Below are 13186 nucleotides of genomic sequence, written 5' to 3' on the forward strand. Positions count from 1 at the left end.
AATCTAAAAGAGGAGCTTCTTGCTCCTTTTTTATTGCGCGCTTTTGCTGGTTGTTACTGCTTGGCTCAGGCATAATTGCCCCGACTCATTCTTATAAAACAGACTTTTATTGAGTAATAATAGGAAAGATTATGATCCATAGTATGACCGCGTTTTCGCGTGTTGAAGTTAAAGGCGATTGGGGCAATGCCGTTTGGGAAATCCGCTCGGTAAACCAACGATTTTTAGAAACATATTTTCGATTACCTGAGCAGTTTCGCAGTATTGAGCCGGTATTAAGAGAGCGTTTTCGTAAAGCGCTTAATCGTGGCAAGGTAGAATGTGGCTTGCGTTTTACTGCAAACCCAGCAGCAAAAAGTGAATTGTTATTAAACGAAAAACTTGCCGAACAATTAATTAGCCATGCCAATGCTATTAGCAACTTAGCTAATAATGCGGCAATTAACCCCGTTGAAATTATGCGTTGGCCGGGTGTAATGGAAGCCGAAGAAGCCGATATGGATATTATTCAAGCCGAAATTTTAGCGGGATTTGACCAAGCGCTGAAAGACTTTATCGCGGCGCGCGCCAGTGAAGGCAGTAATATGGCAGCCTTGATTGAACAGCGCTTAGTTGGCATTACCGAACAAGCGGAAAAAGTCAAAGCCCATATGCCGGAAATTATCCAATGGCAAAAAGATCGCATTGTTGAAAAATTTAACGATGCAGGCATTGAGCCTGACTCGGGTCGCGTTGAACAAGAGCTAGTATTGTTGGCGCAGAAAATGGACGTAGATGAAGAAATCGATCGATTATTCAGTCATGTCAAAGAAACCCTAAACATTTTAAAGAAAGGTGGGCCACAAGGGCGCCGTTTAGACTTTATGATGCAAGAGTTTAATCGCGAAGCGAATACCCTTGGGTCAAAATCAATCAATGCTGACATCACCAACGCAGCGGTTGAATTGAAGGTGTTAATTGAGCAAATGCGAGAGCAGATCCAAAATATTGAATAGTTGTTCGTGTCGTTTGAAATAGCTTCAAATACCATTAAAAATAAGAGTTATAAAATTTAGGTTGTTTCAATTGGTTTTTTAATACATCAATCTGTCACCAAAAAGTGGTGACAGAAATGGTGGCATATTTGGTTTTTCAACTATAGAATGGCTAAATCTGTCACCACTTTGTTTTTTGCTATGAATGACGCGCAGTTGAGAGCTAAATTAAAAGAAGGGAAACCAGGGAAGTACAGGGTTGATAATGGTCTGTATTTTCGAATTACACCCGAGAAAAGTGCCTTTTGGATACTTAGATATAGTATCTATGGTAAGAGGAGGGAAATTACTCTTGGTCGCTATGGTCGTGGATTAGAAGGCTTAACCTTGGCTCAGGCGAAACTCGAAGCTGCAATCACTAAAGCTAAGGTTTACGATGGCGTAGATCCAATCATTGAGAAGAGGCGAACAGAGCTATTAAATTTAAATACAGTTGATGATGTCGCTGAAGATTGGCTTCAAACCTGTGATAAAAGGCTCAAAAACCCGCAAATACCTAGAAGAGTCTATCGTAAAGACATATCTCCAGCGATAGGAGAGATGCCGGTAACGCATGTCGGGCCTAGAGATATTCTAGGGCTTATTAGAAAAATCTCCGCAAGTAATCGACCTTCCATTGCTAACGATGCGTTAATTCACTGTAAGCAAATATTTAATCACGCTATAAAATTAGGGCTAGTTGAGTATAACGTCGCCTTAGCTTTCAACAATAAAGACGCTGGCGGTATAGAAAAGTCTAGAACACGCGCGTTATCTTTTGACGAGCTAAAAACGGTGTTTAGAATTTTTCGAGAAAATTCCGAACAGTTTACTCGAGAAAATTATATTGCCTGCGTGTTACTGGTGTCTCTTGGTGTTAGAAAAGGGGAGCTCATTGCCGCGAAATGGAATGAATTTGATTTTGAAGCTAACACTTGGACATTAAGTGAAGAAAGAACCAAAACCGGCGCAAAAATTATCATTCCAATAGCTGTTGAGCTATTGCCACTGCTACAAGAATTAAAAGTTCGTTCTTGTGGCTCTGAGTATTTGTTTCCATCAAGAAGAGCAAGTAAACGAAGGGCTTATATATCTGATGATACTCTCAATCATGCCTTGGCAAAATTGTTTGGTAACTCAGGTTATAAAAAGAAAGAGAGTTTGCCGAATATTTTAGGTGAAGCTGGTGTTGAACATTTTGTAGTGCACGATCTACGAAGAACATGTCGAAGTTTACTGGCGGAGATAGGGATTCCTAGCCATATTGCAGAACGGTGCTTAAATCATAAAATCAGAGGGGTAGAAGGGATATATGATAGGTATGATTATTTTGAGGAAAGGAAAGAAGCGCTGGGAAAGCTGGTTAGTAAAATTTCAGCTCTTATAACAGAGTATGACGAATGATATTCAGAACAGTTCTGAAGTTTATAGGTTATTAGCCTCATTTAAAGTGAGGGCTAAAGCTATTTAGAGATTGCGTGATTTTATATTTAGTTACCCGGTGAGAGAGATATATGTAGTGGTATAACGAATTTGGCCACCTAATTAGTGGCTGATATTGGGCAACATTTGAAAAATCTTCATTTACGCTATATTGTTTATTAATTACACAGTTATATGGAAGTAATTTGTCTTGTGAGAATCCCTCTGTTATGTGCAGTAATATCTCTAACTAGCTACTTTTGCTCTGCCACTGAGAGTAATAAGTTATATAAAATTAATGGCTTTAATGAAGACTATTCAAGTAACGTAAATGTTTCGGGTGGTGTATTAACAGGCATTCAATACAAAGGAGGTGCAAACTCTGTCCTACCTCAAGAATTGTATATTGCCAAATACCCAGACACGAAATCAGTTAATGTCAAAGTATTAAGTGTTGATGGCAAATATAGAGCGGCTTTTTCTGTTGACTTTGAACCTAATGAAAATGCTTGGGTAAACGTTGGCTTCTCTTCAAAGCACCAAGATATCTTTTCACAATACTCTCCTAAAGAAATTTCTGTATTTGCTTATAGTGAAATTCGAAGTAAAGGAAAGAAGAGGATTCTCGAAGTATTCCCTACGTCTTGGGGTAAACCTACTGACTCTGCACAATCATTTTTAATCAATAGCGCTGGTGACTTTGCCAAAATAGCGTACCGAGACTTAGAACTAGGTAAGCAAACTTCCTTTTGTCAGCCTATAGAAAAAAAAATAAAAACATCCTTTAATTATTCATGCGACCTAAATTTACCCAGCACCATTAAAAACAATGAAATAATAATAACTACAACACCTAATTCTAAAGGGAAAAAATATAAAATATGGAACCCCAACCAGAAGAAATAGAAACCACTGACAAACAAAGTACATTTTGGTGTTTATCGAAAGACTGGTTTGATATCGACAAGCCACCAAAGAAAGTGCTGGGTTTTCTCTATTTGGCCTTATTTCTATTGGTGTTTGTGTTAGTCCTAATTAGCTACTCTGTCTTTGATAAACTAGACGGCAACACTAAGTATTTAGTCACTGCAAATAGCGAGCATATAAGTTATCAATCAGAAGAGCTAATGCCGCCTCCTATCCTACTTAAAAACTTTAAATACGCGCTGAATTGTGACAATTACGGTGATACTACCTATTCAGAGGGTGAAATTGGAATAGGTAGAGAGTTCGATTACAAATTTACTCGCATACAAGATAGCGAGCTAGTCATTACTATCTTAAAGTCCAACAAGAGAACAAAAGAGCTAAAAGATAACAACATCGAAACCAATGCTTATCTAGATGTTGATGGAGAGCTAATTGAATTTGATAACTGCGTAGCCATTAGCATCGCATTGACAGAAGAAAATCCCGTTTTTGCATTTAATGCGATGGGAAATATTGAGCTAGGAAAAAATATTACTGATGCTACAGAAGCGTACACCCCACTGTTACTTTCAGGTGAAATTACCGTTACTGATGAGTCGTTATTTACCAATTCTCCCTATCAATTTACACCGTATAGCGTAAGGAGAAGCGATTACGTTTTCGCTAAATTTAGTAAGCGCAATACACCAACGGCTGTAATAAGGGCAATTAAAGAAGAACCAGGTCTTACAGGAGTATTGTCATTACATGGCGGTGAGTTATATGTTCAGCGTTATCGCATGGAGCCGCAGTTAATCAACAGTAGCTTTATAGATAGAATTAGCAATGATTTTGAGTTGGCTTTCAGCCTGTCAGCAGCTCTGATATTTATACAGTTTCTATTCGGCATAATTAATTTCTTATTACGAGTAGAAATGATCAACACAAATTAAGGAAGCCAACATGCTTAAGAAGCTTGTAACAGGAATGTTCATTATATTTTTTTCACTTGATGTTCTGGCATCTGATGTTTTTATCGAAACAGATATGGAATTTGGGCGGGGAATGCTGCGCCAAGTTGGAAATGAATGTTTAGTTTATACCCCTAAACATGTAATTGCAGATACGCAGGATATTTATGTTAGTAGTCGATTTAAGAAAGACATACAAGCGAGTTTATTGACGACATATCCGCAAGATCTGGCTGTTCTACTTTTACCTCAAAGCGAAATTGAAGTGTGCAACGAAAGCACATGGAAAGATGGTGGCACTAGAGTGGCTGCGATTCTAAATAGCGCTAAAAACGCAAAGCTCAGCTTTCGTAAGAAAAATGGTGGATTAACTGAATATGACTTACAAATTGTGCAAAAAGACATTCATACATACTTTTATGTCAAATTATCAGATTCAAATAAAGCAATAAAACAAGGAATGAGCGGCAGTACAGTATATCTAGGCGGGTATGCGATAGGTATGCTTATTTCAGTAGCTGATGGTGTTGGCAAAGTATTGCGGTTAGACGATATTACAAACATATCCCAGTCTGTTGTAAGCAATTACGAAAGTGAATTAGAAAAAATTGAACGGCAATCAGGTGTTGCTTCAACCCGAGAAAAATCAAAGCCTTCAAAAACAATACATGCAGTATTAAATAATCAACATACGAACTTCAAAGGCAATATCGCTGACGGTGACGTCAAAAAGTTCAAGATTTTAGCTACAGGAAATACTGCGTATAAACTAACGAACATTCCGCAAAGCGGTAAAAATACTATAAACGTTGATTTTTATAGCCCTGGAGAGAGTAAAAAACTTTATTCTAGCAAACGCATTCGTGTTGATAGAAACGAATCCTTTGGATTTGGGACAACGTTTGCTGGAGAGCACACCCTATATGTGTATGGAATTAAAGGTGTGGGGAGCTTTAATCTCAAACTAGAAGAAATTGCAACCACAGATGAGTTAGTTGGCGAAGCGAATTTTTTAAGCTCAGGTGACCATGTAAAAGGAAGTATTTCTAAGGGGACCGAGGCAAGGTATACGATACTTGCTAAAGGAAATACTGCATATAAGCTAACGAATATTCCGCAAAGCGATAAAAATACTATAAACGTTGCTTTTTATAGCCCTGGAGAGAGTAAAAAACTTTATTCTAGTAAACGCATTCGTGTTGATAGAAACGAATCCTTTGGATTTGGGACAACGTTTGCTGGAGAACACACCCTATATGTGTATGGAATTAAAGGTGTTGGGAGCTTTAATCTCAAACTAGAAGAAATTGCAACCACAGATGAGTTAGTTGGCGAAGCGAATTTTTTAAGCTCAGGTGACCATGTAAAAGGAAGTATTTCTAAGGGGACATGGGCAAAGTATAAAATACAATCTAAAGGCAACACGTCCTATAGGCTGACTAATATCAAACAAAGCGGTAACAATACTATCAACGTTGCTTTTTATAGCCCTGGAGAGAGTAAAAAACTTTATTCTAGCAAACGCATTCGTGTTGATAGAAACGAATCCTTTGGATTTGGGACAACGTTTGCTGGAGAGCACACCCTATATGTATATGGAGTTAAAGGTGTGGGTAGTTTTAATCTCAAATTTGAAGAAGTGAACAACTAGTGTTCTGCGCAAATATATTAAGTCTTGTAATTACAAATCTAATAAAGGATTTCGGGTAATGATATTTATTTGGGTATTAGTATTTTTAGTAATTGGTTTTGCTGTTCTTCAATTATTAGGTGTACTAGCTCAGACTTGATCTGACAGTTACCCGTTTTTCTATCGGTGACTGTCAGTTTAAATTTGAGCTAAATTCTTCTCAGCCCAAATCGATTTTCCATCAAGTAATGTTTCAAATGGCGTTCTGCCACAGCACATTTTTCCCTGATGAGTTCGCTCATTATTGTAATAAGCCATCCATTCGTCCAGATCTTTTTGAAGTTCTTCAAGTGAGCTGTAAAGCTTTTTGCGAAACGTAACTTGATAGAACTCATTGAGTATCGTTTTGTGAAACCGTTCGCAGATACCGTTGGTTTGCGGTGACATCGCTTTGGTTTTCGTGTGGTCAATGTCATTAATTGCCAGATAAAGCTGGTAGTCATGATGCTCTACTTTGCCGCAATATTCAGTGCCTCGATCAGTTAGAATGCGAAGCATTGGCAGCTCCTGCTGCTCGAAGTAAGGCAGAACCTTATCATTGAGTATGTCAGCCGCAGTGATCGGTGTTTTAGTCGTATACAGCTTAGCGAAAGCTACTTTGCTGTAGGTATCGATAAACGTCTGTTGATAGATACGGCCAACACCTTTGAGGTTACCAACATAGAAAGTATCTTGTGAGCCAAGATAGCCCGGATGCGCTGTCTCAATTTCGCCACAAGCTTCATCATCGTTTTTCTTTTTCTCAAGCGCAGCGATTTGGCTATCGTTGAGTATAATACCTTCGTTAGCAACTTTACCTTCCAGAGCTTTTAAGCGTTTCTTGAAGTTTTCTAAATCGTGCCGTAACCAGATTGAACGAACGCCACTGCCTGAGACGAAGACACCTTGTTTACGTAATTCATTGCTTGTTCTGTGCTGGCCGTGAGCGGGGTAATCAATAGCGTACTGAACAACTGCTTGTTCCGTTACTTCGTCTACACGATTTTTGATGTTAGGTGATCTACGACTCTTATCAATTAACGCATCCAAGCCTCCATCTTCGACTAGCTCTTGGTATCGATAAAATGTATCTCTTGAAACGCCCATGACTTTACAGGCTTTTGACACGTTACCTAATTCTTCAGCAAGATTAAGTAATCCAGTTTTGTGTTTTATGATTGGGTTGTTAGTATGCAACATGAGAGTTACCACCTTTTGGTTGTTTTGATTAAAAGATTCGACACCTTTATCAAAACGGGTAACTCTCAATTTTTCAAATCGAAATGTCAGATCTTGTCTGAACTAATTCATATTAGGTCTAATATTTGTAGCAATTATGGGAATATTGACATCAAAGGGGTTGTCTATCCCGAAAGATAGGTCTTTTGAAATTGTAACTTCTAGCCTACTTACAAGTTTACCAATAGGTTTTTTGCTGACGATATTAATATATGTCTTCAACCTATTTGAGTTTGAAGTGATTTACGAAACTTATAGAGGTATGGAGATGAAAGAAAGGATCAGCTTTCTGACTTACCTTAGAGCCTATGGGATAACACTTGTTTGGGTATTTTTATTTGTTTACATCCGAGAGGTAAGCAAGTGGGCAGGTTTATAAAGCTTTATGATTGTGAGTATATTTTATTGATAATGATAGATATATCTTCAAAGAAGCCTAACACATCGTTATTTAAACACTTTGAACCATGTGCGAAGCTATTTCTTAAACCGGGTATTACATCACAAAGCATCTGTATGTAATCCCAGTCAACATCGAATTGAGACTCATCTATTTCACTATAGTCCATCGGATACTCTTTAAGGTTTTGCTCATCCATAATCTTGCTTACCTTTTCATGATATGCGTTTTCCGCTGCAATACGGTTTCGTTCATGCCATCGAGGAAAGTCAGCATTCACAATTACTTCTTTTTCCTTTAAATACTGCATGTATATGCGTAATCCAGGTTGAGGTCGTCGTTTTTTTGTAGTTTTAGAATTAATAAATGCTTTGAGTTTTTCCTCACCAACCCCTTCTTTAATTGCTAGCTCTAGAACGGAATAAAGTTGTTGCTGTGCCATGTTGTAAAAGCGGTAGACGTTAAAAGCGTATAGGTATAAATTCCTTGCAGTATCATACTGCGCAACTATACCCTCAGGGACATTTGGATTTAAAGGAAACTGGGCAACTGCATCATAAAGAAGCTCTGGCGTTGTTATCCCCCAATAGTGGTTTCGTTTGTCGCAGCTAGCCATATTTACAGGCGTTCTAAGTTCATCGGTTGGGTATCCAAGTTTTTGAGATGGTGTGAGTTGATGTTCTTCGTTCATTTTTTATTGCTTAAATTGTTGTTCTCGATGATAGGCCAAGTAATCTTGATGCTGTTTGGCTAACAAAATATTCATTTCTGAATGAATGCCTAACGTTTGACTTTCCTCTAAGTGATCGGATATTAAAATACGTCCTTTTTCATCAAAACTGATGTAACCCAAATCAAAGGCTTTGTCGATATTGGCCAAAAGCAGTAATCCATTAAATGGGTCGAGACGTTCTTCGTTATCTGATTTAGACCATGGCTTGATGTGAGAAGCGATGAGAAACGAGTAATTTTGAAATTTGGTGACGGCACAGCCCCTCCAGTGGTTAATTAACTCTTCTCTAAAGCGCCCTTGGCCTACACGCGTATTTACCATGATAGCCTTTTGCGTATCGGGGATGGCTTTATCTAGAATAATTTTATCGATGTCATGTTGCACATCTGCTTGTGTTATGTCTGATAAAAAAGCTCGATAACTGTTAATGGCAGCGCTGTACATACCATTACCCCGTTTATCTTTTTCAACAAACTCTCTGACTTCATAGGTTTTGCTGACGATATTTTCATATTCAATATAGGAGCCTATGCTCATTAAGCTTTGCTTGGTGACTCCAGCATCGTTTAGCCAGTTAGGTATAGAACTCTTTAGTGCACCAACGTAGTTTTTAATGGTTTTGTCAGACTTGCCTATGGATTTAGCCCAGCGGCCATATTGATCTTCTAACGTATCCAAATTAGCTGTTAATGCATTTCTAAGAATTAGGGCTGTGCTTGGGCTTTTGAGGTATTCGAATAAGTGTTCATCTAGGTATGCAAAGTTAACAAGTCTGCGTATATTGGCATCCGTAGCCGATTTGATTGCATCAAATGCTGCTTTATTCTCATTTGATACATCTAAATGCCACAACCCTGAAGACCTTAAATGATAAAAAGGTAAGAAAGGGCTATCTGCGTCACTTCCTTGCTTTAATCGCATGAAGTGCCAACTAAAACGATTTTTTAGGGCCTCATCATAATAAATTTTATTCTCTTGAAAATGCCCTTGTTCAATAAGGTCCATGACAGCAAACATCATGCAAACCTTGTGAGGTTTAGCTCTGCCAGATGATTTGTCGGGTCTTAAGCTTTGTAATTTGTCGTTGTAAAAAGCAAGCGTCATCTCATTAAAACCTTGAATCATTTTCACAAGGGATACCGTCATTATCCCCATCCATTTTTGTATTTGGACAGTGCTTAATGAAATACTCAGCCTCGGCTCTGGATGTCATTTGACTGCAGTGCTGACGTCCATCACAAGTAAATGGTTGATTTGTTGCTGGTTGGAAAGTGCTTGCGGGAAACGGCTCAGGTTTTGACTCGATGATAGTATCTAGTCCAAGTCGACTATATAAAAACGCGACTATACCAATGATTGCGGCAACATAAATGAATTTGTTGTTAGCGCGTGGTTTATAGCTTTTTGAGATTTTTATGCGCTGATTCGCTTTTACGCCTTCTATTCGCGCATTTGTTGCTCTAGTTTTGCCACCATGTCTTTCAACGTCAAAGTGCACGTAGTCACCTTGCTTCGGTTTACGACTCATGTGTTTGAGCGCAGAAATGTGAATGAAGGTATCAGACGTTAATTCAGCTGTTTTGATGAAACCAAAACCCTTACCGTCATTCCATTTGACTAATTGACCGCGATACATGACCATCCTTGTTTTAAGTTAATAAAGTAATACTACAAAGAAACAATAGTAAATTCTATGAGTTACGGTGTAATACTATGGTTTCCCAATATACGTTACCGCGTTTGAGTTGATCAGACTCACTGGCTTGTAATTTGACACTCAGCCCCAGAGCTGATGCTTGCTCTATTAGCCTTACTTTATCTAAATTGTATCCGACACGACCATCCTCAAAAGTGCCATGTCGCAATGTGATGACAATATAACCATTATCGCTGAGCAATGTGTTGAGCCTTTCTAAGCTTTGCGATTGTTGGCTTATCGTTAAGTGCATCCATAGCGCACTGACTAAGATTAAATCAAATGAATCACCTTTAATCTTCGATAAATCTGGCAATTCATCCGAAATCCACCGTACTTTCAGTCCGGTAAGTTGCCGTCCTTTAATCATAAGAGCCTCGGCAGGCTCAATCGCGGTAACGCGTAAACCTTTTTGCGCAAACGCAAGGGAATCTCGCCCGCTACCCGCCCCAACATCTAAGACAGTTTTACATAATGTTATGTCTATGTTTGCTAACCAAGAAGCATGAACGCTATCAAATCCGATAGACTGATACTGCTGAAATAAAGTGTCAGCATTATCGTTATAAAACTGGATGTTTTGATTCGGGTTACTCATGTGTTGTGACTTTTTTCTTATATTTTCGTTGGTTAAATCTACTTTGGTAATAGTGAAGCCGCTAATTGACTTTAAGTAGCGAGTAGTGGCTTCCTTTTTTTATCCGCCTTAGCTATCTACCTCTATGCCCGTAACAACAAATTTAGGGCTGTTACCTGCGGATAATCTTGCTTCAAACGTAAGAGAGACCAATGCTGGCAAATTGAGTTTTTCTAGCGCAGGTAAAACTGACTCATCCACATCTCGTTTGTCCAACTCTACACCACCGCTTGCTTTAACAGAAAAGTTTTTTGTACTAGAGCGTTGTACTGGCTTAGGAAAGTAAATATGGCCCAATTTAAAATTAGAGTTGAATTTGGGTGAGTAACCTTCGCCAAACTTATAACCGAGTAATAGCACTTTATCTTCTGGCTTTGCACTTAACGCTGCTAACTTTCTGTGGCTATGGTGACTTTGGTTAACCTTCGTAAGATTCGACTCAATTATGCTGTTGATGTTTGGTCGTTCTGAAATATAACGTCTAGGCGCAGAATATAGCGTAGCGCATGTAACCTCTTGAATAGAACTTGTTCTAGGTAGGCAAGATAAATCAATTTCCAACATTTTACGGTCGGTTTGTGCATGTACCCTGGCTTTGTCTTTATCAACAGCATGAGTAACAAGTATTTCAATATCAAGCGCTTGGCCATCGTCCATTATCGCTGAAACGTCTGGTTGAAAACCATCAAAAGCTTTTTCTACTTCTATATTGTTTAGTGCATGAGCCCGTTCTTGCTCATAGATAGAGTATTGATGTGTTAACCCAATGTCGTCTTGTCTTTCTATTTTGACGTAACTTGAAGGCAGCATTACAAAAGCGTTATCTTTAATAACTTGTTTGGCAAGTAAGTGAATCGCGGTTTCTGGGCCATAAGTACAATCTTCATTGTCATAATGAGCAAAATGGTGCTGACGTATATCTCCTTTCTTAGCTACCAAACGAGCACAGCAGTAGGGACATTTGCATCCACAATCTAGGCCTTGTTTAACATCATTTATTGAAACAACTAAACCACTTCTTAGACCGTAAACTAGCTCGACATTCTTATTTTCTCGCGTTTGACTATTCATATTTTTCTCCATCGATTAATATTTTTCTGGCGGTTAATCCGCTCGCTATGGATAATCAACAAAAACAAGAGTTTAATCGTGAAATTCCAGAATTTCCGGAAAATGGAACCAGTAAGTTATGGAAAACAAAAAGATTGTTTATTTTAACAATGCTATTGAGTTTTTGAGCGTAGAGATAAATAACCAAGAAGTAGAAGAATTTTACTATTCATGCATCGAGGCTCTTGCCACTCAAGAGCGGTTAGAAAAACCTAGGTTAAAAGAGCTATTCCACGGTAGGGAAAGAACAGATAAAACTTATGGCAATTATTTAGATAATCTCGTTAAGTTATTAGATAAGTATAGAGTCGAAATAGCGAGTCGCAACGAAGAATTGGCTTTCAACAAAACCCCTCAAATTGTTAAGCACGTTGGTGGTGGTTCTGGCAATGCAACATATTATTCGATTGCATTTGAAGAGCCTAATAACAAAAGCTGTGACTTGAATGAGCAAAACGAAACCACAAATATCGTTTTAAAAGGCGATATCACGTATAGAACTAAAACGTTAAAGCGAACTCCCTGGTATTTAAAAATTGCCAGCAAATTTTTCCCTAAAACAAGGCACAGGCAAGCTTTTCTTTTAACTATTCTGTTTTACTTTATTGCTACGCCAATAGCCCTGGGATTCCTAATGCAGGTGATGCCTTTAGTCTACTGGCTAATTCTCGTTTTCATTTACTTTGTACTTTTTAATCCTGTTTGGAACATTATTAAGTTAGCTACACAAAAGATTGCTTTGCTGGAGCATATTTTTCAGCCAATTGGTGCAGTTTGTATTTCTAAAGTCACTAATGTTAGAGATTCAGAAAATTACTTGGATGTAGAACGAGACATTTTATCTGTAGTAGTCGACGGTACATGTCCAATTTGCTTTGCAAAGTATCAATTGAAGCATTCGGTACAACTTGAAAAACAATCGCTGTTCAAACGACGCATTGTTGGTAAATGCCTTAACAACCCTCAAGAACATATGTTTTCGTTTGATAAAGACTTAATGATGGGCACAAGATTGATCATTAAGAACTAGTTAGGTGCCATCCGTTACCAAATTGACATGGGTAGATCCTCAAATTTACAAATCTAGTACGACTTAAAATCTCAGCTCTTTGTATTGCACTGAGCTCTGTTGCGTAAGCTTGTTTTCGTTGACCATATTTATCGAAACAAGAGTCACACTCCATTGATGGCGTATGTCTATTTGACGGGGTTAAGTGCCAATAATTACAATTATCGCATTTGTAAGGGAGAAGTTTTCGCTGATATTGCTCTTTTAAATAATCTGCAGCGTCAGTCGCTTCAGGTTCGCTATCGAATTGTGTTAATGGCTGGCCACTATGTTTACCAACACAAGTTTCACTTTTCATACATATTCCTTTAAAAAATT

Annotated in this window: 13 protein-coding genes; 6 read left to right on the plus strand and 7 right to left on the minus strand. The window is 38.3% G+C overall.

What is annotated here, in order from left to right; genetic code table 11:
- Positions 1–131 precede the first annotated feature (131 nt).
- The 5 genes from ACOB82_RS13550 (at position 132) to ACOB82_RS13570 (ending at position 5966) form a co-directional block, all read left to right on the plus strand.
- Positions 132–995 carry a YicC/YloC family endoribonuclease gene (locus ACOB82_RS13550; protein ID WP_448213506.1) on the plus strand — a complete coding sequence of 288 codons (864 nt, stop codon included), beginning with the start codon at positions 132–134 and terminating at the stop codon, positions 993–995.
- 147 nt (positions 996–1142) lie between these two features.
- Positions 1143–2417: a tyrosine-type recombinase/integrase gene (locus ACOB82_RS13555; protein ID WP_448213507.1), complete on the plus strand. Its 1275-nt coding sequence runs from the start codon at positions 1143–1145 to the stop codon at positions 2415–2417.
- Between the two features lie 213 nt (positions 2418–2630).
- Complete coding sequence (locus ACOB82_RS13560; protein WP_448213508.1) at positions 2631–3341, plus strand: hypothetical protein; 711 nt, start codon at positions 2631–2633, stop codon at positions 3339–3341.
- On the plus strand, positions 3317–4297 hold the full coding sequence (locus tag ACOB82_RS13565; RefSeq protein WP_448213509.1) for a hypothetical protein: 981 nt from the start codon (positions 3317–3319) through the stop codon (positions 4295–4297). The genes ACOB82_RS13560 and ACOB82_RS13565 overlap by 25 nt, the downstream gene beginning before the upstream one ends.
- A gap of 10 nt (positions 4298–4307) precedes the next feature.
- A complete protein-coding gene (locus tag ACOB82_RS13570; protein ID WP_448213510.1) occupies positions 4308–5966 on the plus strand; it encodes a hypothetical protein in 1659 nt (552 codons plus the stop codon).
- Positions 5967–6143: 177 nt separating this feature from the next.
- Here the strand turns inward: ACOB82_RS13570 and ACOB82_RS13575 are convergent, their stop codons facing one another.
- The 6 genes from ACOB82_RS13575 to ACOB82_RS13600 form a co-directional block, all read right to left on the minus strand.
- Positions 6144–7184, minus strand: coding sequence for an IS481 family transposase (locus ACOB82_RS13575; RefSeq protein WP_448213511.1), 1041 nt, complete (start codon positions 7182–7184; stop codon positions 6144–6146).
- A 422-nt stretch (positions 7185–7606) separates the two neighbouring features.
- Positions 7607–8314: a hypothetical protein gene (locus ACOB82_RS13580; protein WP_448213512.1), complete on the minus strand. Its 708-nt coding sequence runs from the start codon at positions 8312–8314 to the stop codon at positions 7607–7609.
- Between the two features lie 3 nt (positions 8315–8317).
- Positions 8318–9502, minus strand: a complete 1185-nt coding sequence (locus tag ACOB82_RS13585; RefSeq protein WP_448213513.1) for an HNH endonuclease — start codon at positions 9500–9502, stop codon at positions 8318–8320.
- A complete protein-coding gene (locus ACOB82_RS13590; protein ID WP_448213514.1) occupies positions 9465–9992 on the minus strand; it encodes a cold shock domain-containing protein in 528 nt (175 codons plus the stop codon). Before ACOB82_RS13590 ends, ACOB82_RS13585 begins: the two co-directional genes overlap by 38 nt.
- 55 nt (positions 9993–10047) lie before the next feature.
- Positions 10048–10650, minus strand: coding sequence for a methyltransferase domain-containing protein (locus ACOB82_RS13595; protein ID WP_448213515.1), 603 nt, complete (start codon positions 10648–10650; stop codon positions 10048–10050).
- A 108-nt stretch (positions 10651–10758) separates the two neighbouring features.
- Positions 10759–11760: a competence protein CoiA family protein gene (locus ACOB82_RS13600; RefSeq protein ID WP_448213516.1), complete on the minus strand. Its 1002-nt coding sequence runs from the start codon at positions 11758–11760 to the stop codon at positions 10759–10761.
- 118 nt (positions 11761–11878) lie between these two features.
- On the opposite strand from ACOB82_RS13600, the gene ACOB82_RS13605 reads away from it, so the two are divergent.
- Positions 11879–12829: a hypothetical protein gene (locus tag ACOB82_RS13605; RefSeq protein WP_448213517.1), complete on the plus strand. Its 951-nt coding sequence runs from the start codon at positions 11879–11881 to the stop codon at positions 12827–12829.
- On the opposite strand, the gene ACOB82_RS13610 is transcribed toward ACOB82_RS13605, so the two are convergent.
- Positions 12819–13166, minus strand: a complete 348-nt coding sequence (locus ACOB82_RS13610) for a hypothetical protein (RefSeq protein WP_448213518.1) — start codon at positions 13164–13166, stop codon at positions 12819–12821. The two genes, ACOB82_RS13605 and ACOB82_RS13610, sit on opposite strands and share 11 nt — an antisense overlap.
- Between the last annotated feature and the right edge of the window lie 20 nt (positions 13167–13186).

This window comes from Colwellia sp. MEBiC06753 (genome assembly GCF_053470325.1).